Source organism: Bradyrhizobium sp. WU425 (genome assembly GCF_021052305.1).
Taxonomy (GTDB): domain Bacteria; phylum Pseudomonadota; class Alphaproteobacteria; order Rhizobiales; family Xanthobacteraceae; genus Bradyrhizobium; species Bradyrhizobium canariense_D.
In genome coordinates this window covers 2374644-2399181 of sequence record NZ_CP088089.1, presented here as the reverse complement: position 1 = coordinate 2399181, position 24538 = coordinate 2374644, and the positions used below count along the sequence as shown (strand labels likewise).

24 protein-coding genes are annotated in these 24538 nt (G+C 64.5%); 3 read left to right on the top strand and 21 right to left on the bottom strand.

Features of this window, described 5'->3' with window-relative positions; genetic code table 11:
- Positions 1–6: 6 nt before the first annotated feature.
- Both BcanWU425_RS11455 and BcanWU425_RS11450 read right to left on the bottom strand, forming a co-directional pair.
- Positions 7–792, bottom strand: coding sequence for an ABC transporter permease (locus tag BcanWU425_RS11455; RefSeq protein WP_018454351.1), 786 nt, complete (start codon positions 790–792; stop codon positions 7–9).
- Complete coding sequence (locus BcanWU425_RS11450) at positions 792–1610, bottom strand: ABC transporter ATP-binding protein (RefSeq protein WP_204512031.1); 819 nt, start codon at positions 1608–1610, stop codon at positions 792–794. The genes BcanWU425_RS11455 and BcanWU425_RS11450 overlap by 1 nt, the downstream gene beginning before the upstream one ends.
- Positions 1611–1756: 146 nt before the next feature.
- Between BcanWU425_RS11450 and BcanWU425_RS11445 the strand changes: the two genes are divergently transcribed.
- Both BcanWU425_RS11445 and BcanWU425_RS11440 read left to right on the top strand, forming a co-directional pair.
- The gene (locus BcanWU425_RS11445; RefSeq protein WP_018454349.1) at positions 1757–2539 is read left to right on the top strand and encodes an ATP-binding cassette domain-containing protein; all 783 of its coding nucleotides are present in this window, start codon (positions 1757–1759) and stop codon (positions 2537–2539) included.
- Positions 2536–4095 carry a glycine betaine ABC transporter substrate-binding protein gene (locus BcanWU425_RS11440; protein WP_018454348.1) on the top strand — a complete coding sequence of 520 codons (1560 nt, stop codon included), beginning with the start codon at positions 2536–2538 and terminating at the stop codon, positions 4093–4095. Before BcanWU425_RS11445 ends, BcanWU425_RS11440 begins: the two co-directional genes overlap by 4 nt.
- A 56-nt stretch (positions 4096–4151) precedes the next feature.
- On the opposite strand, the gene BcanWU425_RS11435 is transcribed toward BcanWU425_RS11440, so the two are convergent.
- From BcanWU425_RS11435 to miaA, 11 genes are all read right to left on the bottom strand, one after another.
- Entirely contained in the window at positions 4152–5864 is a 1713-nt protein-coding gene (locus BcanWU425_RS11435; RefSeq protein WP_204512032.1) for a sulfatase-like hydrolase/transferase, read from the bottom strand.
- 232 nt (positions 5865–6096) lie between these two features.
- Positions 6097–6387 (bottom strand): DUF1330 domain-containing protein, encoded by a 291-nt coding sequence (locus BcanWU425_RS11430; RefSeq protein WP_018454346.1) that lies wholly within the window; start codon positions 6385–6387, stop codon positions 6097–6099.
- Between the two features lie 62 nt (positions 6388–6449).
- Entirely contained in the window at positions 6450–7301 is an 852-nt protein-coding gene (locus BcanWU425_RS11425) for an SDR family oxidoreductase (RefSeq protein WP_018454345.1), read from the bottom strand.
- A gap of 469 nt (positions 7302–7770) precedes the next feature.
- Complete coding sequence (gene ilvC / locus BcanWU425_RS11420; protein ID WP_204512033.1) at positions 7771–8790, bottom strand: ketol-acid reductoisomerase; 1020 nt, start codon at positions 8788–8790, stop codon at positions 7771–7773.
- A gap of 147 nt (positions 8791–8937) precedes the next feature.
- Entirely contained in the window at positions 8938–9540 is a 603-nt protein-coding gene (locus BcanWU425_RS11415) for a LysE family translocator (RefSeq protein WP_204512034.1), read from the bottom strand.
- Positions 9541–9547: 7 nt separating this feature from the next.
- On the bottom strand, positions 9548–10423 hold the full coding sequence (locus BcanWU425_RS11410; protein WP_204512035.1) for an EamA family transporter: 876 nt from the start codon (positions 10421–10423) through the stop codon (positions 9548–9550).
- 69 nt (positions 10424–10492) lie between these two features.
- A complete protein-coding gene (locus tag BcanWU425_RS11405) occupies positions 10493–11182 on the bottom strand; it encodes a class I SAM-dependent methyltransferase (protein WP_204512036.1) in 690 nt (229 codons plus the stop codon).
- A gap of 3 nt (positions 11183–11185) precedes the next feature.
- Positions 11186–11728: an acetolactate synthase small subunit gene (gene ilvN, locus BcanWU425_RS11400; RefSeq protein WP_007613340.1), complete on the bottom strand. Its 543-nt coding sequence runs from the start codon at positions 11726–11728 to the stop codon at positions 11186–11188.
- 23 nt (positions 11729–11751) lie between these two features.
- Positions 11752–12735: a threonine dehydratase gene (locus tag BcanWU425_RS11395; RefSeq protein ID WP_204512037.1), complete on the bottom strand. Its 984-nt coding sequence runs from the start codon at positions 12733–12735 to the stop codon at positions 11752–11754.
- Between the two features lie 5 nt (positions 12736–12740).
- Positions 12741–14516: an acetolactate synthase 3 large subunit gene (locus BcanWU425_RS11390; RefSeq protein ID WP_204512038.1), complete on the bottom strand. Its 1776-nt coding sequence runs from the start codon at positions 14514–14516 to the stop codon at positions 12741–12743.
- Between the two features lie 329 nt (positions 14517–14845).
- Positions 14846–15802, bottom strand: coding sequence for a tRNA (adenosine(37)-N6)-dimethylallyltransferase MiaA (gene miaA / locus BcanWU425_RS11385; protein ID WP_231190455.1), 957 nt, complete (start codon positions 15800–15802; stop codon positions 14846–14848).
- A gap of 11 nt (positions 15803–15813) precedes the next feature.
- Here miaA and serB point away from each other — a divergent pair, with 11 nt between their 5' ends.
- Positions 15814–16719 carry a phosphoserine phosphatase SerB gene (gene serB / locus BcanWU425_RS11380; protein WP_204512040.1) on the top strand — a complete coding sequence of 302 codons (906 nt, stop codon included), beginning with the start codon at positions 15814–15816 and terminating at the stop codon, positions 16717–16719.
- A gap of 122 nt (positions 16720–16841) precedes the next feature.
- On the opposite strand, the gene BcanWU425_RS11375 is transcribed toward serB, so the two are convergent.
- The 8 genes from BcanWU425_RS11375 to BcanWU425_RS11340 form a co-directional block, all read right to left on the bottom strand.
- Entirely contained in the window at positions 16842–18344 is a 1503-nt protein-coding gene (locus BcanWU425_RS11375) for a Do family serine endopeptidase (protein WP_018454338.1), read from the bottom strand.
- A 144-nt stretch (positions 18345–18488) separates the two neighbouring features.
- On the bottom strand, positions 18489–18695 hold the full coding sequence (locus tag BcanWU425_RS11370) for a DUF2065 domain-containing protein (protein ID WP_018454337.1): 207 nt from the start codon (positions 18693–18695) through the stop codon (positions 18489–18491).
- Positions 18696–18766: 71 nt separating this feature from the next.
- Positions 18767–19663: a protease modulator HflC gene (gene hflC, locus BcanWU425_RS11365; protein ID WP_018454336.1), complete on the bottom strand. Its 897-nt coding sequence runs from the start codon at positions 19661–19663 to the stop codon at positions 18767–18769.
- Complete coding sequence (hflK, locus tag BcanWU425_RS11360; protein ID WP_007600977.1) at positions 19660–20796, bottom strand: FtsH protease activity modulator HflK; 1137 nt, start codon at positions 20794–20796, stop codon at positions 19660–19662. The genes hflC and hflK overlap by 4 nt, the downstream gene beginning before the upstream one ends.
- Positions 20797–20949: 153 nt before the next feature.
- Positions 20950–21459, bottom strand: coding sequence for a dihydrofolate reductase (locus BcanWU425_RS11355; protein ID WP_204512041.1), 510 nt, complete (start codon positions 21457–21459; stop codon positions 20950–20952).
- Positions 21459–21944, bottom strand: a complete 486-nt coding sequence (locus tag BcanWU425_RS11350) for a GNAT family N-acetyltransferase (RefSeq protein ID WP_018454334.1) — start codon at positions 21942–21944, stop codon at positions 21459–21461. The genes BcanWU425_RS11355 and BcanWU425_RS11350 overlap by 1 nt, the downstream gene beginning before the upstream one ends.
- A gap of 5 nt (positions 21945–21949) precedes the next feature.
- On the bottom strand, positions 21950–22744 hold the full coding sequence (locus tag BcanWU425_RS11345; RefSeq protein ID WP_007613362.1) for a thymidylate synthase: 795 nt from the start codon (positions 22742–22744) through the stop codon (positions 21950–21952).
- Between the two features lie 221 nt (positions 22745–22965).
- Positions 22966–24531, bottom strand: coding sequence for a tripartite tricarboxylate transporter permease (locus BcanWU425_RS11340; RefSeq protein ID WP_018454333.1), 1566 nt, complete (start codon positions 24529–24531; stop codon positions 22966–22968).
- Positions 24532–24538: the final 7 nt, after the last annotated feature.

Here is a 24538-nt window from a genome sequence, read left to right as displayed (position 1 = left end):
CGCGGCTTAGCCACGCCCGTCCACGGTCGGGCGCCAGACCAGCAGTCTCCGCTCCACCAATGTCACGCCAAAATCGATCAGGATGACGAAGGCCGACAGCACGAACATGCCGGCGAAGACGCCGGCGACGTCGAATATGCCCTCGGCCTGCTGAATGAGGTAGCCGAGCCCCGCCGCCGATCCCAGATACTCGCCGACGACGGCACCGACCACGGCAAAACCGACCGACGTGTGCAGCGAGGAGAACATCCACGACAGCGCCGAAGGCCAATAGACGTGCTGCATCAGCTGCCGCTCGCTCATGCCGAGCATGCGGCCGTTGTCCAGCACGGTGCGGCTGACCTCCTTGACGCCCTGATAGACGTTGAAGAACACGATGAAGAACACCAGCGTCACGCCGAGCGCGACCTTGGACCAGATGCCCAGCCCAAGCCACAGCGCGAAGATCGGCGCCAGCACCACACGCGGCAGAGCGTTGACCATCTTGACGTAGGGATCGAACACCGCGGCGACCAGCGGCTGGCGCGCGAACCAGAAGCCGATCAGCACACCGCCGGCCGATCCGATCACGAAGGCCAGGATCGATTCCGTCAGCGTGATGCCGAGATGCTTCCAGATCACACCGGACGAGAACCATTTGACGATCTGGGCGAAGACATCGACCGGATTGGAGAAGAAGAACGGCGGCAGCAGGATCTTGCCGAACACGGGCACGGTCGACAGCAATTGCCACAGCGCGAGGCAGACCACCGCGACCAGCACTTGCAGCGTAAGCAGCGTGACGCGCGACATCAGACCGCCTCCGCCGCTTGCGTGGACTGCGCATAGCCCTTCATGACCTCGTCCTTGAGCACGCTCCAGATCTCGCGATGAAGCGCATGGAATTCCTTGTCCAGCCGCACTTCGAAAATGTCGCGCGGGCGCGGCAGGCTCACGCGCCAGTCGCCGATGACGCGGGAGGACGGCCCCGCCGACATGATCACGACGCGGTCGGCGAGCGCGATCGCCTCTTCCAGATCATGGGTGACGAACAGCACGGCCTTGCGGTCAGCGTTCCAGAGGTCGAGCAACAGGTTGCCCATCACCTGCCGGGTCTGTGCATCCAGCGGTCCGAACGGCTCATCCATCAGCAGGATCTTTGGATCGCGGATCAGCACCTGCGCCAGCGCCACGCGCTTGCGCTGGCCGCCCGAGAGCATGTGCGGATAGCGGTTGGCGAAGGCACCCAAGCCGACCGAGGTCAGCCATTTCTGCGCCCGCGGCAGTGCCTCGCTGCGCGGCGTGCCGCTGACTTCGAGCCCGATCGCGACGTTGTCGAGCGCGGTCTTCCAGGGGAACAGCGCATCGGCCTGGAACAGGTAGCCGGCGTCCCGGTTCAGCCCGGCAAGTGGCTGGTCGAATATCCTGACGCTCCCCGCAGCCGGCTTCAGCAGCCCGGCCGCGACGTTGAGCAGTGTTGATTTCCCGCAGCCGGTCGGGCCGACGATGGCGACGAACTCGCCCTGCGCCACCGTCAGATGCGCCTTCTCCACCGCCGTATAGACCCGCCCGTCCCCCAACTGGAACGCGACCTTGGCATCTTCCAGCGCCACTGCCGTAGGCGTTATCATATGCTTCCTCCGAACTTGGCCCGATGCCTTAGCCGCTCGCGCGACCAAGTTCAATCAAGCCGCCAAGCGTGCTACGCATGGGCCTTGTCATCCCCTCCCTTCCCCCTCCCTTCCCTGGGGCGGGTCAGCGCAGTGAGCCCCGCCCGATGCCGTCCAGGCCGATGATTGGCTATGCCCACGTCACCAAGAGCTTCGGCGCGCTCAAGGCCGTGGACGATGTGTCACTCGACATCGCCGAAGGCGAATTTGTAGCCGTCGTCGGCGGCTCGGGTTCGGGCAAGACGACGCTGCTGCGGCTCGCCAACCGCCTGATCGAGGCGGATGGGGGCACGATCACGGTCGAGGGCGACGACGTGCAATCCGTCGATCCGGTCGCGCTGCGGCGCCGCATCGGCTACGTTTTCCAGAGCGGCGGACTGTTCCCGCATCTGAGCGTCGCCGACAATATCGGGATCACGCCGAAGCTGCTCGGCGTCTCGGCAGCGGATATCGCAACACGGGTCGATGAGTTGCTCGAGCTCGTGCAGCTCGACCGGGCCGCCCATCGCGGGCGGTTGCCGGATGCGCTCTCGGGCGGCCAGCGCCAGCGTGTCGGCGTGGCGCGGGCGCTTGCGGCAAGGCCCCGCATCGTGCTGATGGATGAGCCATTCGGCGCGCTCGATCCCCTTACCCGCGATGCGCTCGGCGACGATTTTCGCGAGCTGCACCGCAAGCTCGGCCTGACCACCGTGATGATCACCCACGACATGACGGAAGCGATCCTGCTCGCCGACCGCATCGCGGTGATGCGCAGCGGGAAGCTGCTGGCGCAGGGCACGCCAGTGGAGCTCTCGAAAAGCAGCGACGCCTACGTGCTGGAGCTGCTGCGGACGCCGCGACGCCAGGTCGAGCGATTGAACGCGCTGCTGCTAAAGGGCGGGGCGGCATGAGCCTTTTCACGGATCCGCGTTGGGGCGAAGCGCTGGCGCATTTGCCCGACTATCTCGGCAACCACGTGCGGGTGAGTCTCGCCGCGCTTGCGCTCGGCCTGATCGTCAGCCTGCCGCTGGCGATTCTGACGCGCAACCGTCCCACGCCGCGCGCTGTGCTGCTCGCGCTCGCCAGCATCGTGCAGACGGTGCCCGGGCTGGCGCTGCTCGCGCTGTTCTATCCGCTCCTGCTGCTCGCGGCCTCCGTGGCGCTGGCCTGGTTCGGCGTCTCCTTCTCCGCTTTCGGCTTCCTGCCGGCGATGCTGGCGCTGGCGCTCTATTCGATGCTGCCGGTGCTGCGCAATGGCATCACCGGCCTCAACGGCATCGATCCCGCGCTGATAGAGGCTGCCAAAGGCGTCGGAATGACCGCGCGGCAGTCGCTGGTGATGGTCGAACTGCCGCTGGCGCTGCCGGTCATGATGGCGGGGATCCGCACCGCCGCGGTGTGGGTGATCGGCACCGCGACGCTGTCGACCCCGATCGGGCAGACCAGCCTCGGCAATTACATCTTTGCCGGGCTCCAGACCCAGAACTGGGTGTTCGTGCTGTTCGGCTGCTTTGCCTCGGCCCTGCTGGCGCTCGCCGTCGATCAACTGCTCGGCCTGGTCGAGAGCGGCCTGCGCTGGCGCAGCCGCGTGCGTGCGGCGCTTGGCGCGGCCGGGATCGCGGCACTGGTCGCCGCAACATTGGTGCCGACGATGGGGCGCTCGTCACAGAACTATGTCGTCGGCGCCAAGACGTTCGCCGAGCAGTATGTGCTGTCGGCGCTGATGCGGGACCGGCTTCAGGCCGCCGGTCTCGCCGCCGTCGCACGCTCCGGTCTCGGCTCAAGCGTGATCTTCGAGGCGTTGAAAGCCGGCGATATCGATCTCTACGTCGATTATTCCGGCACGCTCTGGGCCAATCAGCTTCACCGCACGGACATCAAGCCGCGCGCGGAGCTGTTGGCGGAGCTGCAGACAACGCTTGCGAAGGAGAACATCACCCTGCTCGGCGAGCTCGGTTTCGAGAACGCCTATGCGCTGGTGATCCCGAAGAAGCGCGCCGAGGCGCTTGGCATCCGCACCATCGCCGATCTCGCCGCGCATGCTTCGACCCTGTCGATCGCCGGCGACTATGAGTTTTTCTCGCGACCCGAATGGGCGGCGCTGCAAAAGGCCTATGGCCTCTCGTTCCGCGCCCAGCGCCAGATGCAGCCGGACTTCATGTATGCGGCCGTCGCCAGCGGCGAGGTCGATGTCATCGCCGGCTACACCAGCGACGGGTTGATCGCAAAATACGATCTCGTTGCGCTCGACGATCCCAGGCACGCGATCCCGCCCTACGATGCGATCCTGTTGCTGGCCCCAAAGCGCGCCGGCGACGAACGGCTGCGGGCCGCGGTGAAGCCGCTGCTCGGCAAGATCGACATCGCGACCATGCGCGAAGCTAATTTGCGCGCCGCCGGCAATGACGCGAATTCGTCGCCCGATGCAGTGGCGAAATGGCTATGGGAGAAGGTGGGTGGGCGGTAGCCGCGCCATTCGTTCGATGTCGTCCTGGCCTTCGCCAGGACGACGTTGGAGAGACGCTACAGCCCCCTGATCATCCCCGCATCGATCAGCAGCCGGTTAAGCCGGCGCGCTTCGGCCCCGTCCTTGCATCCGTAGAATATGCCCTTGCAGCGGAGCATGATCGCCTTCTGCTCGGCGAAGGACGGATCGAGCGGGATGCCGGCGGCTTCCTGGATGACCAGCGGCAGATACGGGCCGTCGACCGTGTCCATCACGGCCTCGCTTTTCACCGGCTCGAAATTGACGGCGTCGATCGCGTAGTAAGTCGCGTAGAGACGTGCGTCGTAGGCGTCGAGCTTCTTGCCGAGAGCGCCCTCGTCGAGCCCGGGCTCGAGGATACCGGGCGCGAATTCCGGCTGATGATCGCCGTAGCGCACGATCAGGAAGGGTTCGCCGGGAAATTTCTTCTTCAAGCCCGCGAGGAAAGCGTTGTACTGCTCGGCGCTCATCGCCTGCCGCCGCAGGTACTCGTCGATGGACGGCACATTGCCCGGTGCGCGCCAGTTCGGCAGCAGATCCGGGCGGAAGCGCGTCTCCCAGGGGAAATGATTGGCGCCGAGATAGATGAAGGTGAACAGCGGCTTGTTCGGCGTCCGCTCACCCATCAGCCGGAGCGCCTTGTCGTAGAAGAAGCTATCCGGCTCGACATCCTTGGCGCCGAGATCCTTGGAGTCGAGGAAGCGTTCGATGCCGGTCGTCACCTGAAAGCTGCGCGCGGCCATGAAGCCGCCATAGGCGGGGTAGAGCGACATCGTGTCGTAGCCGCAGCGGCGCAGCGCCAGCGGCAGGCCGCGCTCGACACGGCCTGTTGCAATGCGCGTCACGAAATAGGCGAAGCGGCCGAACGAGCGCGACGACAACCCCGCGAGCACGTTGTATTCGGTGAACCAGCTCGGCCCGCCATTGCTCTCGGCCAGGAACGCGCGCTCCTTGCCGTCCCAGGATTTGAAATGGCTGCCGTAGCCGGCCGGCACCTTGATGCCCTGCGCGGCGCGGATGTCGAAGCTCGATTCATCATGGACCATGATGATGTTCGGCCGCCGGCCGGCAGGATGGCAGGCATCGACCAGCGGCATGTTGAGCCGTTCGTTGGTCGAAGCGGCCGACTCCATGAAGCCGTATTGCGCGAAGTCGGAGACCGCGCTGACGCCGGAGCGGAAGAACTTCGAGAGATAGCCGTCGTCGTAATAGCCGCGCCAAGCCTCGTCCGGATGATAGAGCGAATAGCCGACCAGCGCGGCGAGGCAGGCGAGCATCGAGGCGAGCGCCGGTAGCCTACGGACGCGGAATGGGTCGAGCCACCACAGCGCATACATCAGCGGCAGCGTGACCAGGCCGGCCCCGATCACCGACCAGCGCAAATTCGGGAAGATCGTGAACAGGAACGCCACCGTGTCGCGGTCGATCATCATCAGGTCGATGAAGTTGGCCGTCATCTGCACGACGTCGTGCTTCAGCCGTGACAGCAGCACCAGCACCACGACCATAGTCAGCGACAGCGCACCCGAGAGCGCCGGCCGCCGCAGCAGCGCGATCCAGAAGAAGTTGAGGATGCCCCAGGCCAGCACGAAGGAGAGCCGTGCGCCGAAATCCGTCTCGGACTCGTACATCAGGACGAGCGCCGCGAGATGCGGCGCTGCAACCGCGAGCAGCCGCCAGATGCCGAGCGCGGCGACGCTTGCCAGCACGGCGGTCGTGGCAGAAGGACCTGGATTGGGCGCGGACGCCATCGACGACACGCAACTGCTGGTCCGGCACGGTGATGCCGAGCCGGCTGACCGGGCCTGCGGCGTTCGGCGCAGCCGGAAGGCCTGCACCGTGTCATAAAACTGTAATTGAACGGTCACGGACAAGCAACGCGTGTCGCGGTCCGACCTTCGCTTAATGTTAGCGGAAGCCGATCGGTCTCCGGGCCCAATTCGTCCCTAGGGCAAATCCCGCAGTGCAGAACCGACTTGCCGTCTAGTCGAGGCCTTCGACGCTGACCAGGCGGGCAGAACTGCAAGCGTCCCGGACCGCTTTGAGTCCCTGGTAGGTCGCGCCTGTGTAAAATGCCTCCCAGGCTGCGACGGATGGGAATTCCAGCAGAACGATCCTGCGGGGCTGCCAGTCTCCCTCGTAGACCTTGTGGGCGCCCCCTCGCGCCAGATATCGAGCTCCAGCGGCCTCCAGGGCGGGCTTCACGCCCAACATGAAGCTTTGGTACTGCTGCAAATCCCTGATCTCGACGTCGAAAATCACATAAGCCGGCATCTCAAGACGCTCCCACGATCGGAAATTGATCACCTGTCCGGCAATGGTCTCACCTCGGAGGCTCAGCCCTGCGGCAGCAGCCCGAGCCGCTTGGCGATGATGCGGTCGACCACACGCTTGGGCAGCGTGGCCGTCATCAAATGCCGCATCCGGTCCGGCGTGATCTGGTAGCGAACCTTGGGCCTCTCGGCGGTGAGCGCCTCGAAAACGACCTCGGCGATCCGCTCGGCCGGCAGCCCGGTCTCGCCGAGCTTCATCATGAACGCCATGACCTTGTTCAGCGCCGGCAGATAAGGCGAGTTCTGGTAGACCGAAAGATCGATCTGCTCGGCCTTGCTCCAGATCGGCGTCTTGACGGCGCCGGGTGCGACGATAATGACGTCGATGCCAAACAGCATCAATTCGCGGCGCAAGCTCTCCGACAGACCTTCGATGGCATGCTTGGAGGTGCAGTAAGGCGCCGACAACGGATTGCCGTTCTTGCCCGCGACCGAGCTGATCATCACGATCCGGCCCTTCGGTCCCTCCAGCGACGGGTCGGCGCCCAGCAGCGGCCCAAAGGCCTGCGTCGCGATGACCGGGCCGATGACGTTGATCTCCATCTGCCGGCGAAAGTCGTCGACCGACAATTCGAGCACGGGACCGGCGACCGCGACGCCGGCGTTGTTGACGAGACCGGCCAGCGTCTCGCCGCCCAGCGCCTCGCGGACTTTTCGCGCAGCCGCGAGGACCGCCGCCTCGTCGGTGACGTCGAACAGCAGCGCCGTGAAGTTCGTACCGAATTCACCCATGAGCCGATCCGCATCGGCCTGCTTGCGGACACTACCGAAAACACGATAGCCGCGCCCGATCAGAAACTTCGCAATGGCCCAGCCGATGCCGGTGGACGCGCCGGTGACGACGACGGATCGCATGATCTTCCTCCCCAAGAGCTCCCGCGATCATGCAGGCGAAAGGTGCCGGGGCGCAATGCCGTCCACCGCTCAAGGAGACGCCGCGGGTGTCAGTTCTTAAGTTGAAGCGAGGTGCGAACCTCGCGACGTGCGATTGATTGCATCCTGAAGGTATGGATGAAGAGCCGAATCCTTGACCCTGAAGACGCTGGGCTTTTGAGGATCGGGAGCTTCTGAGAAATTCTGAAAACAACCCGAGACCAAGAATGTGGTTTAAGCGTCAGTTCTTCATGCTCAGGGAGCACTTCAGCTCGCGAAGAATTTGAATGAAGCAGCAATGCTTCGCGCGAGACGAAAAGAGCGAGACCGCTGGTTGCGATCTCGCTCGAATATAATCGCGAAGATTTAAGAATTGGTTTGGCGAGCGAAGCTTGTGTTTTCGCTCGTGTCCGGATGCGGCGCAACCGATACGCCGCATCCGAACGGCCGCTTAGTTCTTCGACTTGTCGACCAGCGCGCCCTTCTTGATCCAGGGCATCATGTCGCGCAGCTTGGCGCCGACTTCCTCGATCGGGTGCTCGGCGAGCTTGGCGCGGGTCGCCTTGAACGAGGTCTGGTTGACCTTATTCTCGAGCATCCAGTCGCGGGCGAACTTGCCGGACTGGATGTCGTTCAGAACCCGCTTCATCTCCTTCTTGGTCTCGTCGGTGACGATGCGCGGGCCGGTGACGTACTCACCGTACTCCGCGGTGTTGGAGATCGAGTAGTTCATGTTGGCGATGCCGCCTTCATAGATCAGGTCGACGATCAGCTTCACTTCGTGCAGGCACTCGAAATAGGCCATCTCCGGGGCGTAGCCGGCTTCGACCAGCGTCTCGTAGCCGCCCTTGATCAGCTCGACCAGGCCGCCGCAGAGCACGACCTGCTCGCCGAACAGGTCGGTCTCGCATTCTTCCTTGAAAGTGGTCTCGATGATGCCGGCACGGCCGCCGCCGACGGCGGAGGCGTAGGACAGGCCGAGGTCGTGGGCGTTACCCGAGACGTCCTTGGCGATCGCGATCAGGCAGGGCACGCCGCCGCCACGCTGGTATTCCGAACGCACCGTGTGGCCGGGGCCCTTCGGCGCGATCATCAGAACGTCGAGATCGGCGCGCGGGTCGAGCAGGTTGAAGTGGACGTTGAGACCGTGCGCGAAGACGAGCGCGGCGCCCTTCTTCATGTTGTCGTGCAGGTGCTCCCGGTAAATGTCGCCCTGGAGCTCGTCCGGGGTCAGCATCATGACCAGATCGGCCCATTTGGCGGCGTCGGCGACTTCCATCACCTTGAAGCCGGCAGCTTCCGCCTTCTTGGCCGAGGCCGAACCCTTGCGGAGCGCAATCGCCACGTCCTTGACGCCGGAATCCTTCAGGTTCAGCGCATGGGCGTGGCCCTGGCTGCCATAGCCGACGATGACGACCTTCTTGCCCTTGATCAGGTTCAGGTCGGCGTCGCGATCGTAATAAACACGCATGGTCGTTTCCTCGTTCAGGGGCCGGAATCGGCCGTTGGTCAGGTCTTGTCGGTCAGGTCTCGGACGGTGAAATTTGCGGATTTCGGGGGCTGTCTAGAGCATTTTCGGCCCCCTGGGAAACCCGTTTCTGCATGGAAAGCTGAGGCATCATGCATCCATAACGACGGGGTAGAGAGACGCCAGCAGCAGGATCGCCATCAGGATGTTAAAGGCGCGGACCAGCCGCTCGGAGGTCAGCACCGGCCGTAGTGCAGTGCCGAACAGGACCCAGACCACGGTCGAGACCGCGCCGACGAGTAGGCTGACCAGGGTCTGGATCGCGATATTGATGGGGAATCGGGCAATCGCCGCGTAGGCAGTGATTGTGCCGATCACGATCACCCAGCCCTTGGCGTTGATCCACTGGAACATCGCCGCGCCCCAGAAGGTCATCGGGCCGCGGCCGGTCTCGCCGTCCGGCGTGGTCGGGCCGGACAAAGCAATCACGGCGGCGAGGTAAATCAGATAGGCCGCGCCGGCATATTTCAGGATGGTCTGCAGGATTGGATAGGCCAGAAACACTGTGCCGAGCCCGAGGCCCACGGCGGCGATCATGAAAGCAAAACCGATGACGATACCGGCGATGTGGGGGATGGTGCGCCGAAAGCCGTAGGTCAGGCCCGAGGCCAGCAGCATGATGTTGTTCGGCCCGGGCGTGAAATACATCACCACCATAAAGGCGAGGAAGGCATAGAAGAGCGAATAGGCCATAGTCACCTCACGCGGTCTTCGGCAGGACTTGCGGACGCTTCGCCAGCACCATCACCGCGATACCGCCGATCACGGTGAGCATGCCGGCGAGGCGCAGCGGGCCGAACCGCTCCCCGAACACGATGCTGGACGCGGCCGAGCCGACGAACGGCACCAGCAGCGCGAACGGCACCACCTGCGCAGGGGGATAGTCACGCAGCAGCCGGCCCCACAGCCAATAGGCGATGCTGGTGGAGATGGCGCCGATCAACAGCAAGCAAATGAGGCCGGTGAGCGACATGTGGACCAGCGACTGCCAGGTCGGCGTCGGTCCGTTGACGACCAGCGTGAGCGCGAACAGCGGCACCGCGGTGGCGAGGCACAACCAGGCGAACAGATCGAACATCGGCACGCCGCGGGCGCCCCGCAACAAGATATTGCCGACTGCAAAGCTGACCGGCGCGATCATCAGCACGGCGAAGGCACCGACGCTGAAATCATAGCCGACCGTGCCGCAGATCATCAAAAGGCCGATTGCTGCGATGACGATGCCCAGCGTCTGCACCGGCGTCGGCCGCTCACCGAATGCGATCGCGGCAAAGCCGATCGTGAACAGCGCCTGGCTCTGCACGACGACGCTGGTCAGCCCCACGGGCACGCCGTGAGCGATGCCATAGGCCTGGCTCAGAAACTGGCCGAGAAAGAGCGTGAAGCTGATCGCGATCAGGAGCGACCAGGCAATCTTCGGTTTGCGAATGAATAGGCACGGCACCGCGGCAATGGTGAAGCGCATCGCCGTCATCAGCTCCGGCGAAAATTCGTCGAGCGCGATCCGGCTCGCCACGAAGGCAAGCCCCCAGATGACCGCCACCAGGATGGCGATGAGGATGTCGGCCGGCTTCATTGTCGTTCCCGGTTCTGCCCTGTCGTGCAGCCCTGTTTGTTGTTCTGGTCGAGCCTTGCTCGCCGGCCGTTACGTGGAGGAATTGGGTTTCCGCAGCAGATAGGTGCCGTGCATCGGGGCGTGGTAATCGGCCGAGACCAGCGTGAAGCCGACGTCGGTCAGGATCCGCTCCATGACCCAGCCAAAAGTGGAATACTCGTCGCGCATGTGGGTGACGACACTTTCACGCGGGACATCATGGTTCTTGATCTCAAAGTCGGCCCATTGGTCGACGTCGCGCTCGACGGCATCGGGCATCGAGGCGTAGACGATGTCGCGCAAATAGAAAGTGGCACCGGACTTGAGCGCGCGATAGATCCGCGACATGGCTACCGCCTTCCAGAAATCCGGCAGATGGTGCAGCGTGAACTCGCTGACGATCAGGTCATAGGATTCCGGCCGGTAGGCGAAGCTGAGCAGGCCGGCGGACTGCGTGCGCACGGGCGCCTTGCGGTCGCGCGCGTAGATCTCGGCGAGCGCCAGCATCGCGGGCGAGATGTCGATGGCGTCGACCTCGGCGCCCATCAGCGCCGCCTCGGTCGCGAGTACGCCGTTGCCGCAACCGATATCGGCAATGCGCCAGCCGCGCTGGACGCCGAGCATTTTCAGCGCGGCGCGCGCCCGTAGATCGGCATCGTCATGACTGTCGTAGATCGAGGCCACTGCAGGCCCGATCCCCATCCGGTTCCGCTCGTTGTAATACCAGTCGCGCGCCAGCATGGCTCACATTCCTTCAGGCCCGCGACCAATCGCGGCAACACCGGTGCGCGACACTTCGACAAGGCCAAGCGGACGCATCAGGTCGATAAACTGATTGATCTTGTCTGTATTGCCTGTGATCTCGAACACGAAGCTCTCGGTGGTGGCATCGATCACGCGGGCGCGGAACGCGTCCGCCAGCCGCAGCGCCTCGACGCGATGCTCGCCCTGCCCGCGCACCTTGACCATCGCCAGCTCGCGCTCGATCGAGCGCTTGGTCAGCGTCATGTCGACGACGCGATAGACCGGGATCATGCGGTCGAGCTGATGCTTGATCTGCTCGATCACCATGGGCGTACCCGTGGTGACGATGGTGATGCGCGAGAGATGCTTCTGGCTCTCGGTCTCCGACACCGTGAGGCTCTCGATGTTGTAGCCGCGCCCCGAGAACAGTCCGATGACGCGCGCGAGCACGCCGGGCTCGTTCTGCACGAGCACCGAAAGCGTATGCGTCTCGTTCGGGTCGTGGCGCTCCTCGATGAAATAGGCGGATGCGGGCTGGTTCATTGTCGTCCCCTTCATTCTCGTCGTTACGCCGTCGCCCGATGAGCGACCGGCGCATCCGTCCCGACCCAACCGCGGAACAGATCGAAATCGATATTGCCGCCGGACAGCACGAGACCGACGCGCTTTCCCGACAATGTTGTCTTGTCCTGAAGCGCCGCGGCGAGCGCGGCGGCGCCGGCGCCTTCGGTGAGATTGTGCGTGTCGGTCCAGAGCGCACGGATCGCGAGCGCGATTTCATCGTCCGTCACCTGGACGATACGCGAGGCGCCCTTGAGGATGACCGCGAGCGCTTCCGGATCGGGAATCCGCGTCGCCATGCCGTCCGCGAGCGTGTTGCTGGTCTCGGTGGTCACGACCCGGCCCGCCGCGAACGACAGCGCGTAGGACGGCGCCTCGGTCGACTGCACGCCGACGATCTCGGTCTTCAGGCCGAGCAGATCGCGCGCCATGATGCAGCCGCAGATCCCCGAACCCTGCCCGATCGGCACATAGAGGATGTCGAGATCCGGCGTGGCCCGGAACAATTCGAGCGCATAGGTCGCCACGCCCAGCACCAGGTCCGTATGGAACGACGGCACCATGTGCAGCCCGGCGAACTGCGCGTGGCGTCCGGCTTCCTCGCGTGCGGCCTGAAAGTCCTCGCCGTGCTCGACGAGTTCGGCGCCGAACGCCTTCATCGCGCGGTTCTTCTCGACCGAATTGCCGCGTGGCACATAGATCACGGCAGGGACGCCATGGCGGCTCGCGGCAAAGGCGAGGCTCTGGCCATGATTGCCGCGCGTCGCCGAGATGATGCCCGGAATGTTCGGCCGTTCGCGCTTCAGCCGATCGAGATAGACCAACCCGCCGCGCACCTTGAAGGCGCCCGTCGGCGTGTGATTCTCGTGCTTGACCACGACCTGCGTGCCGAGCCGCTCGGCGAGCAATGGCCAGGCGTGCGCCGGCGTTGCCGGCACCGCCTGCCCCACGATCGCATGTGCGCGTTCGAGCTCGTTCAGGTCGAACATCACGCTCACACCAGCGCCTTGCCGCCGGCGAACGCCTTTGCGGTGGCTTCGTCGTTCGCCTGCTCCGGCAACAGCATCTCATTGTGTGCCTTGCCGGAGGGGATCATCGGAAAACAGTTTTCCAGCGACGCGACGCGGCAGTCGAACAGCACCGGGCGCTTGACCGAGATCATCTCCTGGATGGCGCCGTCGAGATCGCCGGGCTTGTGCACCTGGAGGCCGACGCCGCCGTAGGCTTCCGCGAGCTTGACGAAGTCCGGCATCGCCTCCGAATAGGAATGCGACAGGCGGTTGCCATGGAGCAGCTGCTGCCACTGCCGCACCATGCCCATGTACTGGTTGTTCAGGATGAAGATCTTGATCGGCAGCTCGTACTGCACAGCCGTCGACATCTCCTGCATCGTCATCTGCACCGAGGCATCACCCGCGATGTCGATGACGAGGCTGTCGGGATGGGCAACCTGCACGCCAACCGCGGCCGGCAGGCCGTAGCCCATGGTGCCGAGACCGCCCGAGGTCATCCAGCGATGCGGCTCCTCGAAGCCGTAGAACTGCGCGGCCCACATCTGATGCTGGCCAACCTCGGTGGTGATGTAGGTGTCCTTGCCACGCGTCGCCTCGAACAGGCTCTGGATCGCATGCTGCGGCAGGATGACGTCGTTGCTCTTCCTGAAATAGAGCGAGTTGCGGGCGCGCCACTGCGCGATCTGCTGCCACCAGGCCTTGATGTCGGGCTTCTTCGCCTCCGCCTTGAACACCTGGAGAATGTCGCCGAGGATGTTGCCGCAGTCGCCGATGATCGGCACGTCGACGCGGATGTTCTTGTTGATCGAAGACGGGTCGATGTCGATGTGGATCTTCTTCGAGCCCGGCGAGAACGCATCGACGCGGCCGGTGATGCGGTCGTCGAAGCGCGCGCCGACGCACAGCATGACGTCGCAATCATGCATGGTCATGTTGGCTTCATAGGTGCCGTGCATGCCGAGCATGCCGAGCCAGCTCTTGCCCGAGGCGGGATATGCGCCGAGGCCCATCAGGGTGGAGGTGATCGGAAAGCCGGTGACCTCGACCAGCTCGCGCAGCAGCCTGGTCGCCTCGGGACCGGAATTGATCACGCCGCCGCCGCTATAGATCACGGGGCGCTTGGCGCCTGCGAGCAGCGCGACGGCCTTGCGGATTTGCGTCGCATCGCCCTTCACGCGCGGCGCGTAGGAGCGATGCACGTCGGATTTGCGCGGCGGATGATAGGTGCCGGTCGCGAACTGCACGTCCTTGGGCACGTCGACGAGCACCGGGCCCGGCCGACCCGTGGTCGCAACGTAAAACGCCTCGTGCAGCACCTTTGCGAGATCGTTGACGTCGCGCACCAGCCAGTTGTGCTTGGTGCAGGGGCGCGTGATGCCGACGGTGTCGCATTCCTGGAACGCGTCGTTGCCGATCAGGTGCGTCGGCACCTGGCCGGAGATGCAGACCAGCGGGATCGAGTCCATCAGCGCGTCGGTGAGCGGCGTCACCATGTTGGTGGCGCCGGGGCCGGAGGTCACCAGTGCAACGCCCGGCCTGCCGGTCGAACGCGCATAGCCCTCGGCGGCGTGGCCCGCGCCCTGCTCATGCCGAACCAGGATGTGCTGGACCTCGCTTTGCTGGAAGATCTCGTCGTAGATCGGGAGCACCGCGCCGCCGGGATAGCCGAAAATGTCGGTCACGCCATGATCGATGAGCGCGCGGACGATCATCGCGGCGCCGGTCATCTGGTTCGGATCGTGGCTCTTCTCGCTCATTGGCTTGCTCCGGATGCGCTGTTGGCAGCGGCTTCGTTCGTATCGGTTTCGGGAAATAAAAAAGGCCCCGAAGAGGGCCCATGCACACCGCCTGTCATGTGGATGGCAGCTAGCCACCCCCGGCGGTGTGCCTGGGTACGACGGCGATAAGGAGGTTAGTAATAATGTTACGCATGGCAGGTGCCCGGCTTCCCAAAGGTTGCGCGAAACATAGCGGCCAGCGCCCCGATGTCAAGGCAATGCAGCCGTTCTCGCGCGATTTTGGCAGTGTAGCGGTGTTCCCGGGGTTGGGCGAGAGGTAAATTCGGGGCCCGAGGCACAAAAGCGTGTCAACCGGGTTCCCGTGCCGCGTTCACTATCGCCGCCAGCCAGCCCCGCGTCTCCTCTAGCTTCACCCATTCGAATTGGGGCAATTGGTGCCGGAACCAGGTGAACTGCCGCTTGGCGTAGTGGCGGGTGTCGGCCCGGCCGATGGTCGCCGCCTGCTCCAGGCTGAGCTCACCGCGCAGATGCCGGATCAGGGCCGGCACACCATGAGCCTTCATCGCCGGCAGCAGCGGATCGAGGTTTCGGGCAGCGAGACGCTCGACCTCCTCCAGCGCGCCGGCACCCAACATAGCCTCGAAGCGGGCGTCGATGCGCGCATAGAGCTCGTCGCGCTCGGGCGCGAGGAACACCGCGCGAAAGCTGTCCTTGGGGAGCAACGGCGGCTGGCCCTCATGATGCCAGTCCAGCAGTGAACGGCCGGTGGCTTCGGCCACTTCGAGCGCGCGCGCAATGCGCGTGCGATCGCGACGGTTCAAGCGCTCGGCCGCCCGCGGATCGGAGGCTGCGAGTTCGTCGTGCAGCGCTTCGACGCCGTTCCGCTCCAGCCGCGCCCGGACGTCCTCGCGCACCTCGAGAGGGATCGGTGGCACCACGGAAAGGCCCGCCGTGAGCGCCTTGAAATAGAGCCCGGTGCCGCCGATGAAGATCGGCAGGCGCCCTTCGGCTTTCGCCGCTTCGAGCGCCTTGGCCGCGTCGCCCACCCAGGCACCGGCCGAAAAATTCACGGCCGCATCGACATGGCCGTACAGGCGATGAGGCACCTGCGCCTCGTCGCCAAGGGTGGGGCGCGCGGTGATGATGCGGAGGTCACGGTAGACCTGCATGGAATCGGCATTGATCACGACCCCGCCCGCAGCGAGCGCAAGCTCGAGCGCCAGCGCCGACTTGCCGCTGGCGGTTGGGCCTGCGATAAGCACCGCCTTGCCAACATCCCTCCTGCCGACTTGCCCCTCGCTCACGAAAACCTCAAATGTCCCTCGTCGCCACGCTGATCTGCAACCCGAATAATCCCGCGCTCGACTCGACCATCGTCGATGGCGCCCGCGCCGTGCTGCCTCAGGCAGCTCCCGCGCACTGGCTGTTCGACGGGGTTGCAGTCGATATCCCGTTCGGCGCCGACAGTAACCTCGAAGGCGACCGTCACGCCATCGAACAGCGGCTCCGCGAGCTTCGCGGGGACCTGCCCATCGACATCGTCGTGCAACCAGTCGGCTTCCGGCGCAAGAAGCTTTTTCTCGCCGACATGGATTCCACCATGATCGGCCAGGAATGCATCGACGAGCTCGCTGATTTCGTCGGAGTGAGGGCCCATGTGGCCGCCATCACCGAGCGCGCGATGCGCGGTGAGGTCGAGTTCGAGCCGGCGCTGCGCGAGCGCGTCGCGCTGCTCAAAGACCTCCCCGCCAGTGCCGTCGATGAAGTTCTGGCCAAGCGGATTACGCTGACTCCAGGTGGCCGCGAACTGGTCGCGACTATGCGCGCCCATGGCGCCTATGCCTGTCTCGTCTCCGGCGGCTTCACGCTGTTCACCAGTGCGGTCGCCGCAAGGATCGGTTTCCAGGAGAACCGCGCCAACGAGCTCGTCGTCCGCGACGGCAAGTTCACCGGCGAGGTGAGGGAGCCGATTTTGGGGCGCGCGGCAAAGCTCGCGACGCTGGTGGATCTGATGGAGTCGTTCGATCTCGACGACGTCGACTCGCTGGCGGTCGGCGACGGCGCCAATGATCTCGCGATGATCCAGGCGGCGGGGCTGGGCGTGGCGTATCATGCGAAGCCGGCGGTCGCGGCCGCAGCCGCGGCGCGGATCGATCATGGCGATCTCACCGCGCTGCTGTATGCGCAGGGGTATCGGCGCGAGGAGTTCGTGGAGGCGTAGCCTCCTCCTCTCCGTCGTCATGCCCGGGCTTGTCCCGGGCATCCACGTTACGCTCGTCCGCATGGCAAGGCGTGGACGGCCGGGTCAAGCCCGGCCATGACGAGAGGTGAAAGCGAGCGCTCTTACTGCACGCTCAGCGCGACAAAACGCAGCTCGCCGTCGGCGTTCGACACCAGCAGCAGCACCGATTTCTTGCCGTCCTTCTTGAGCTGGTCGACCCGTTTCTGGATGTCGGCGCCGCTGGAGACGGCCTCCTGCGCCACCTCGACAATGACGTCGCCGGCCGAGAGGCGCTTCTCGGCGGCATCCGAATTGGCGTCGACATTGGTGACGACCACGCCCTTGACGCTGTCCTTGATCTTGTAGCGCGCACGCAGGTCCTTGCTCAGCGCGGCGAGATCGAGGCCGAGCGCCTTCTGTGTCACGGTCTTTTCAGGCGGAGGCTCGTCGGTCTTCACCGCGGCCTGCACCTTGTCGGCATCCTGCAACCGGCCGAGCGTGACCTTCTTGGTTTCCTCCTGGCTCTTGCGGATGATGACGACGTCGACCTCCTTGCCGACCGCCGTGTCGGCGACCACGCGAGACAGATCCTTCGGGTCCTTGACGTCCTTGCCGTCGAACTTGACGACGACGTCGCCGGGCTCGATGCCGGCCGGTTTGGCCGGGCCCTTGTCGTCGACACCGGCAACCAGCGCGCCGCGCGGCGGCTTGATGTTGAGGCTCTCGGCGATCTCGTCGGTGACGCTCTGGATGCGCACGCCAAGCCAGCCGCGGCGCAATTCGCCGAACTGGCGGAGCTGGTCGACGACACCCGCCACCGTCTTCGACGGTACGGCGAAGCCGATGCCGATCGAGCCGCCGGACGGCGAGATGATCAGCGTGTTGACGCCGATGACGTCGCCATCGAGGTTGAACAGCGGACCGCCGGAATTTCCGCGGTTGATGGAGGCGTCGGTCTGAATGTAGCTGTCGTAGGGACCTGAGGAGATGTCACGGTTCTTCGCCGAAACGATACCGGCCGTCACGGTGCCGCCGAGGCTGAAAGGATTGCCGATCGCGACGACCCAGTCGCCGAGGCGCAGCTTGTCGGAATCACCGAACTTCACCGACACCAGCGGCTTCGACGGCTTGAACTTGAGCACGGCAAGGTCGGTCTTCTTGTCGACTCCGACCAGTTCGGCCTTGATCTTGGTCCCGTCGTTGAGAATGACGTTAATCTCATCGGCGTCCGCGATGACATGGTTGTTGGTGACGACGACGCCTGACGTGTCGATGATGAAGCCACTTCCGAGCGAGTTGGTCTTGCGCGGCGCCGGGCTGTTCTCGCCGCCCTTGCTGCCGCCGCCGGGACCCTTGCGGTTCTTGAAGAAGTCGTCGAAGAACTCCTCGAAGGGCGAACCGGGCGGCAGTTGCGGCATGGCATTGCTGCCGCCGCCCCCGCCCTTGGCTTCGACGGTCTGCGAGGTCGAGATGTTGACGACCGCGTCAATCACCTTCTCGGCGACGTCGGCGATGCCATCCGGTCCGCGCGCATAGGCCGGTGTGCCGAGTGCGCTGAAAGCGCCAACGGCGAGCGCGGCCAGCCCTAAGCGCAAACGGGTCGGGGCAATGGTGGCAGCGGTCATTGTGATCTCCAGGAAACAAGGATTCGACGTCAAGACTGCGCTCGAACGGGGGGACGGCGCAAGCGCGGACCTTAACGGGCCTCAAGACCCGGATAATAAGGCGAAAACCGGTCCCTCGCCTTCACTTTGGCGTTGGTGCGACGGCTAAATTGGACGTCGCATAACCCAGATCAGGACCAGGCCGGCCACGGCCGAACCAATGCCGACCGCCCGCAGGACGTTATCCGGCGTGGCCATCGCGCTTTTCATGGCCTTGCGCATCCAGGCCGGACTTGCCGCGAACATCAAGCCTTCCAGCACGAACAGGATGCCCAAACCGATGAGGAAGTCGGCGAACGCAATGGACCTCATCGGATTGGAACCTCCCGTTGTGCTGTTCTTGTCTGGACGAAGGGCGGCCAGACTTGCCGCCCTTGTCTCACTTACGGCTTCGCTGGCGTCGTGGTCGCCGTCTTGCCGGACGGGTTACCAAAGAACCGGAAGAAATCCGAGTCCGGGCGCAGCAGGAAGCGGGTGTCGTTCGCGCGCAGCCCGGTCTCATAGGCCGCCATCGAACGGTAGAAGGCGAAGAAATCCGCGTCCTGGCCGTAGGCTTCGGCGAACAGACGGTTGCGCTCGGCATCGCCGACGCCGCGCGTCTGCTCGGCCAGCGACCTTGCATCCGCCTCGATCACGGTCGCCTCACGGTCGGCCTTGGAGCGGATCTCCTGGGCCTTCTGGCCGCCCTGCGCGCGGAACTCGGCGGCTTCGCGCTCGCGTTCCGTCTTCATGCGCTGATAGACCGCCTGGCTGTTCTGCTCCGGCAGATCGGCGCGGCGGATCCGGACGTCGACGACCTGGATGCCGTAGCCGTCGGCCTCGTGGTCGAGCTGATCGCGGATGCGCTGCATCAGCTTCTCGCGGTCGTCGCGGACCACGTTGATGAAGGTGACCTCGCCGAGCACGCGGCGCAGCGCAGCGTTCAAGAGCGTGGTGAGCTGGATGTTGGCGGCCTGGATCGAGCCGATGCTCTGATAGAAGCGGAGCGCGTCCTTGATGCGGTAACGCGCGAAGGCGTCGACCACGAGCCGCTTCTGGTCGGACGCGATCGCTTCCTGCGACGGGTTCTCCAGATCGAGGATGCGCTTGTCGATGTTGATCACCGAATTCCACGGCGCCTTGAAGTGCAGGCCGGGAGCGGTAACGACATCGACGGGCTTGCCGAACTGCAGCACGATGGTCTGCTCGGTCTGCGCCACCGTGAACAGGGACATGTAGCCCACGATCACGACGAGCAGGAGGCCGAGCAGCGTGACGATACCTGTGACCGGAGATCTCATCGGTTGCCTCCGGTCGTCTGCTGGCCGGTTGCAGGCGGCCGCTTGGCCGTCAACTCGCTGAGCGGCAGATAAGGCACGACGCCCTGGCCCGACTGGCCGCCGTCATAAATGAGCTTTTCCGAACCGCCGAGCACGCGCTCCATCGTCTCCAGATAAATCCGTTCACGCGTCACGTCGGGCGCCTTCTTGTATTCCTCGTAAACCTTCAGGAAGCGCGAGCTCTGGCCCTTGGCCTCGGCGACGGTCTGCTCCCTGTAGCCTTCGGCGGCCTGCATGATCTGCGCCGCACGCCCGCGTGCCTGCGGCACGACCTGGTTGGCATACGTCTGCGCCTCGTTCTGCAGCTGCTCGAGATTGGCGCGCGCCGCCTGGACGTCGCGGAAGGCGTCGATCACCTGCGCCGGCGGGTCGACCTTCTGCATCTGCACCTGGCTGATCTGAATGCCGGCGCCGTAGCTGTCCAGGGTCTTCTGGATTAGTTCCTGCACGCCTTGTTCGGTAACGTTGCGCGCGCCGGTCAGGATCGGCTGGATCTGCGAGCGGCCGATCACCTCGCGCATCGCGCTCTCGGCGACCGCCTTCACGGTGCCTTCGGGATTCTGGATGTTGAAGAGGAAATCGCCGACGCCGTTGGGCTTGATGCGCCAGAGCACGGTGAAGTCGACGTCGACGATGTTCTCGTCGCCGGTCAGCATCAGGCTCTCTTCCGGCACGTCACGAATGGAGCGGCCGCGCCGCGCCGGGTCGTCGATCAGCGTCATGCCGATGGAGATGGTGGAAACGCGCAAGGCCTTTGGCAGCAGCACGGTCTCGATTGGATAGGGCAGATGGTAGTTCAGGCCGGGCTCCACGGTGCGGACATGCTTGCCGAAGCGCAGCACGACGCCGAGCTCTTCGGACTGCACCCGGAAGAAGCCCGACAGCAGCCAGAACGCGACGATGAGCAGCACGATCAGCGTGATGCCGATGCCGGAGAAATAGCCACCCGGCATGATCTGCTGGAGGCGATCCTGGCCGCGCCGCAGAAGATCTTCCAGATCCGGCGGCCTTGGCCCGACCGGTTGCGGGCCGTTGCCCCATGGTCCCTTCGGACCCGAGCCCCATGGGCCACCGCCCTGATTCTTCCACGGCATTCGACGCTCTCCTCGGCAGGGTGAAATTGCCCCCGCCCGCTTTGTCCGGTCCGGCTTTATAGGGGACAGGCAGGTCCCTTACAACGCAGCCCTCGCCGCCCTCCGAGCTAAGCTTGGGGGCAGAAAAGTCAATGTTAACATTGGCAAATGCGGTTAATGGCCTGCCCGCCGACGATATGTCACATAGGAGTAGTCGGCGCTGTCGTGGGGTCCGGCAGGATGACGGATGCGTTCAACCTCATCCCACTCTGCCCTGTCGATGTCGAAATGCGTGTCGCCTTCGGGCCGGGCATGCACTTCGGTGATCTCGAGGCGATCGGCGCGATCGAGCCATTGCCGATAGATTTCGGCGCCGCCAATCACGGCGATCTCGGCGACCGAACGCCGCAGGGCATCGCCGCGCGCGATGGCGTCTGCGGCGGCAGTCGATGTCGTCACGATGGCGCCGGCGGCGCGATAATCCGCATCGCGCGTGACGACGATGTTGGTGCGGCCGGGAAGCGGCCGGGGCAGGGATTCGAAGGTCCTGCGGCCCATGATCACGGGCTTGCCGATCGTGAGCGCCTTGAAGCGCGCCATGTCGGATTTCATTCGCCACGGCATTGCGTTGCCGGCCCCGATGACGCCGTTCTCCGCGATCGCGACGACGAAGACGATCTCCATCAGGTCGCGCTCCCGGCAAGCCGCGTCAGCGCCGGACCGGTGACGCGGCACAGCGTCCAGTCCTCCAGCATGATGGCACCGAGCGATTTGTAGAACGCGATCGACGGCGCGTTCCAGTCAAGCACCGCCCATTGCAGCCGCGACCAGCCGTTCTCGACGCATTCCCTGGCGAGGTGCACGAGCAGAGCCTTGCCGAGGCCCCTGCCCCGATGCGATGGCCGCACATACAAATCTTCGAGATAGATGCCGTGGCGGCCGCTGAACGTCGAAAAATTCGCAAACCACACCGCGAAGCCGACCGGCTCGCCGTTCCACTCGGCGAGAGCGCAATGGAGTTGCGGTCGTTCGCCGAACAGTGCGTCGGCGATGTCAGCCTCGGTCGCCTCGACCTCGTGCGAAAGTTTTTCGTACTCGGCGAGCTCGCGGATGAAAGCGAGAACCAGCCCGGCCTCACCGGGACGCACACGGCGGATGTTGAGCTGCATCGACTTCAGACCGCGACCGCGGCCTTGATGTGCGGATGCGGATCGTAGCCGACGAGCTCGAAGTCCTCGTAACGGAAGGAGAAGATGTCCTTCACGTCGGGGTTGATCCGCATCACCGGCAGCGCGCGCGGTGCGCGCGTGAGCTGGAGCTTCGCCTGCTCCAGATGGTTGGAATAGAGATGGGTGTCACCGAACGAATGCACGAAGTCGCCGGGCTTCAAGCCCGTGACCTGCGCCACCATCATGGTGAGCAGTGCGTAGGAGGCGATGTTGAAGGGGACGCCGAGGAACACGTCGGCCGAACGCTGATAGAGCTGGCACGACAGCTTGCCGTTGGCGACATAGAACTGGAACAGGCAGTGGCACGGCGGCAGCGCCATCTTGTCGACCTCGGCCGGATTCCAGGCCGAGACGATCAGGCGGCGCGAGTCCGGGTTGCGCTTGATCATGTCGATCACGTTCGCGATCTGATCGATGCTGCGTCCGTCAGGCGCGGGCCAGGAGCGCCACTGGTGGCCGTAGACGGGGCCGAGATCGCCGTTGGCGTCGGCCCACTCGTCCCAGATGGTGACGCCGTTGTCGCGCAGATATTTGATGTTGGTATCGCCTTTCAGGAACCACAACAGTTCGTGCACGATCGCCTTCAGCGGCAGGCGCTTTGTGGTCAGCATCGGAAAACCGGCGGACAGGTTGAAGCGCATCTGATGGCCGAACACCGACAGCGTGCCGGTGCCGGTCCGGTCGGTCTTTTCGGCGCCGTCTGAAAGAATCCGCTCGAGCAGGTCCTGATACTGGTGCATGTGCGTGAGCCTTTGGGGAGGCGGCGAACTTAGCGGCCGCCCCCGCGCTGCGACAGCGGCGATTCGCCATCCATGCGCATTATACCCGGAAAAGTGAGCGCTCCCGGTGCAAACGACAAGGGGCGGAACTCAGCGTCCCGCCCCTTGTCTATCAGATTGATTCTGCTGGCCAACTTGCCGGCTTGGGTTCGGGTCACGGCGCGCCGACGCTGGCGGCGCCCCTAGTTTTCGGATTCGGTGAACACCTCGTCGCGCTTGGCACGCAACGCCGGCAGCACCGTGAGCACCAGGAGGAAAGCGGCGATGCCGAGCAGCACGGCCGACAGCGGACGCGTCAGGAACACGCTCCAGTCGCCGCGCGAGATCAGCAGCGCGCGGCGCAGGTTCTCTTCCATCAGCGGTCCGAGCACCATGCCGAGCAGCAGCGGCGCCGGCTCGAAATCGTGCTTGATCAGCCAGTAGCCGACCAGACCGAACACGCCTGCCAGGATGACGTCGACCGGCGCGTTGTTCACCGAGTAGATGCCGATCGCGCAGAAGATCACGATCGAGGGGAACATCAGCCGGTAAGGGACGCGCAACAGCCGCACCCAGATTCCGACCAGCGGCAGGTTGATGATGATCAGCATCAGATTGCCAATCCACATCGAGGCGATCATGCCCCAAACCAGCTCCGGCTGCTTCTGCATCACCTGCGGACCGGGCACGATGCCGTGGATGGTCATCGCGCCCACCATCAGCGCCATCACGGCATTGGGCGGGATGCCGAGTGTCAGCAGCGGGATGAAGGAGGTCTGCGCCGCGGCATTGTTGGCGCTTTCCGGCGCCGCCACGCCTTCGATCGCACCGCGGCCGAACCGCGACGGGTTCTTGGCGATCTTCTTCTCGAGCGTGTAGGACGCAAAGGACGCGATGACCGCGCCGCCGCCCGGCAGGATACCGAGGATCGATCCGAGCACGGTGCCGCGCAGGATCGCAGGCGCCGAGTCGATCAGGTCTTTCCTGGTCGGCATCAGGCCGGTGATCTTCTGCTGCACGAGGTCGCGGTTCATCTCGGCGCCGGCGTCGAGGTTGCGGATGATCTCGGCGAAGCCGAACACGCCCATCGCCACCGTCGCAAAGCCGAGACCGTCGGCAAGCTCCGGAATGTTGAACGCCATGCGCGAGGCGCCGGTCTCGATGTCGGAGCCAACCATCGACAGCATCAGGCCGAACACGATCATCGCGATCGCTTTCAGGACCGAGCCCTTGGCCAGCACCACCGCAAAGATCAGGCCGAGCACCATCAGCGAGAAATATTCCGCCGGGCCGAACGCCAGAGCGAGCTTGGTCAGCGGCGCGCCGAGCACGGCGATGAGCACGGTCGCAACGCATCCGGCGAAGAACGAGCCGATCGCCGCGATCGCCAGCGCCGGGCCGGCACGGCCTTGCTTCGCCATCTGGTGACCGTCGATGGCGGTAACGACCGACGTCGCCTCACCGGGAATATTGACCAGGATCGAGGTGGTGGAGCCGCCGTACTGGGCACCATAATAGATGCCCGCGAGCATGATCAGCGCGCCGACCGGCGGCAATCCGAACGTGATCGGCAGGAGCATCGCCACGGTTGCGACGGTGCCGATACCGGGCAGCACGCCGACCAGTGTGCCAACCAATGCGCCAATCAGGCACATGAGAATATTGATCGAGATCGGGAGCGACAGACCGTAGAGCCACCAGGGTGACCACCAGGAGATCTGAAACACCACACCGAAACCAAGGCCCAGATTGTGGAAGAGATCGAACATCACACCC

What these genes read in the sequence shown, in the direction of transcription:
- BcanWU425_RS11455 (WP_018454351.1), bottom strand. Translation starts at nt 792, where the DNA reads ATGTCGCGCGTCACGCTGCTTACGCTGCAAGTGCTGGTCGCGGTGGTC.
- BcanWU425_RS11450 (WP_204512031.1), bottom strand. Translation starts at nt 1,610, where the DNA reads ATGATAACGCCTACGGCAGTGGCGCTGGAAGATGCCAAGGTCGCGTTC.
- BcanWU425_RS11445 (WP_018454349.1), top strand. Translation starts at nt 1,757, where the DNA reads ATGCCGTCCAGGCCGATGATTGGCTATGCCCACGTCACCAAGAGCTTC.
- BcanWU425_RS11440 (WP_018454348.1), top strand. Translation starts at nt 2,536, where the DNA reads ATGAGCCTTTTCACGGATCCGCGTTGGGGCGAAGCGCTGGCGCATTTG.
- BcanWU425_RS11435 (WP_204512032.1), bottom strand. Translation starts at nt 5,864, where the DNA reads ATGGCGTCCGCGCCCAATCCAGGTCCTTCTGCCACGACCGCCGTGCTG.
- BcanWU425_RS11430 (WP_018454346.1), bottom strand. Translation starts at nt 6,387, where the DNA reads ATGCCGGCTTATGTGATTTTCGACGTCGAGATCAGGGATTTGCAGCAG.
- BcanWU425_RS11425 (WP_018454345.1), bottom strand. Translation starts at nt 7,301, where the DNA reads ATGCGATCCGTCGTCGTCACCGGCGCGTCCACCGGCATCGGCTGGGCC.
- ilvC (WP_204512033.1), bottom strand. Translation starts at nt 8,790, where the DNA reads ATGCGTGTTTATTACGATCGCGACGCCGACCTGAACCTGATCAAGGGC.
- BcanWU425_RS11415 (WP_204512034.1), bottom strand. Translation starts at nt 9,540, where the DNA reads ATGGCCTATTCGCTCTTCTATGCCTTCCTCGCCTTTATGGTGGTGATG.
- BcanWU425_RS11410 (WP_204512035.1), bottom strand. Translation starts at nt 10,423, where the DNA reads ATGAAGCCGGCCGACATCCTCATCGCCATCCTGGTGGCGGTCATCTGG.
- BcanWU425_RS11405 (WP_204512036.1), bottom strand. Translation starts at nt 11,182, where the DNA reads ATGCTGGCGCGCGACTGGTATTACAACGAGCGGAACCGGATGGGGATC.
- ilvN (WP_007613340.1), bottom strand. Translation starts at nt 11,728, where the DNA reads ATGAACCAGCCCGCATCCGCCTATTTCATCGAGGAGCGCCACGACCCG.
- BcanWU425_RS11395 (WP_204512037.1), bottom strand. Translation starts at nt 12,735, where the DNA reads ATGTTCGACCTGAACGAGCTCGAACGCGCACATGCGATCGTGGGGCAG.
- BcanWU425_RS11390 (WP_204512038.1), bottom strand. Translation starts at nt 14,516, where the DNA reads ATGAGCGAGAAGAGCCACGATCCGAACCAGATGACCGGCGCCGCGATG.
- serB (WP_204512040.1), top strand. Translation starts at nt 15,814, where the DNA reads ATGTCCCTCGTCGCCACGCTGATCTGCAACCCGAATAATCCCGCGCTC.
- BcanWU425_RS11375 (WP_018454338.1), bottom strand. Translation starts at nt 18,344, where the DNA reads ATGACCGCTGCCACCATTGCCCCGACCCGTTTGCGCTTAGGGCTGGCC.
- BcanWU425_RS11370 (WP_018454337.1), bottom strand. Translation starts at nt 18,695, where the DNA reads ATGAGGTCCATTGCGTTCGCCGACTTCCTCATCGGTTTGGGCATCCTG.
- hflC (WP_018454336.1), bottom strand. Translation starts at nt 19,663, where the DNA reads ATGAGATCTCCGGTCACAGGTATCGTCACGCTGCTCGGCCTCCTGCTC.
- hflK (WP_007600977.1), bottom strand. Translation starts at nt 20,796, where the DNA reads ATGCCGTGGAAGAATCAGGGCGGTGGCCCATGGGGCTCGGGTCCGAAG.
- BcanWU425_RS11355 (WP_204512041.1), bottom strand. Translation starts at nt 21,459, where the DNA reads ATGGAGATCGTCTTCGTCGTCGCGATCGCGGAGAACGGCGTCATCGGG.
- BcanWU425_RS11350 (WP_018454334.1), bottom strand. Translation starts at nt 21,944, where the DNA reads ATGCAGCTCAACATCCGCCGTGTGCGTCCCGGTGAGGCCGGGCTGGTT.
- BcanWU425_RS11345 (WP_007613362.1), bottom strand. Translation starts at nt 22,744, where the DNA reads ATGCACCAGTATCAGGACCTGCTCGAGCGGATTCTTTCAGACGGCGCC.
- BcanWU425_RS11340 (WP_018454333.1), bottom strand. Translation starts at nt 24,531, where the DNA reads ATGTTCGATCTCTTCCACAATCTGGGCCTTGGTTTCGGTGTGGTGTTT.